1 protein-coding gene is annotated in these 343 nt (G+C 42.6%); it reads left to right on the plus strand.

Translation table 11 applies throughout. The annotated features are described in order from the left end of the window. A partial coding sequence (locus KH400_RS23100; RefSeq protein ID WP_281418775.1) for a citrate/2-methylcitrate synthase occupies positions 1–343 on the plus strand: 343 nt, incomplete at both ends.

Raw genomic sequence — 343 nt, forward strand, 5'->3', positions numbered from 1 at the left:
GTACAAACCGGGGCTTGAAGACATTGTGGCAAGCGAAACGTCAATTTCGTTCCTAGATGTCCAGCAAGAAGAAATTGTGATTCGCGGTTATGACCTCATCGAGCTGGCACAAAACAAGACGTATCTAGAAACAGCCTATCTGCTCATTTATGGAAGATTACCAGATGCAATGGAATATCACCAATTTCAGCAAGATATTTCCTCACAAACAAGCTTACATCCAACCATTCAAACCATTTTGACAAAACTGCCAAAAACCACTCACCCAATGGATGCCATGAGAACGTGTTTATCTGCTCTTGCAGGGTACGATGAACAACTGAATGATCGATCAGAAGCATGC

It is taken from the genome of Desertibacillus haloalkaliphilus, assembly GCF_019039105.1.
GTDB lineage: Bacteria > Bacillota > Bacilli > Bacillales > KJ1-10-99 > Desertibacillus > Desertibacillus haloalkaliphilus.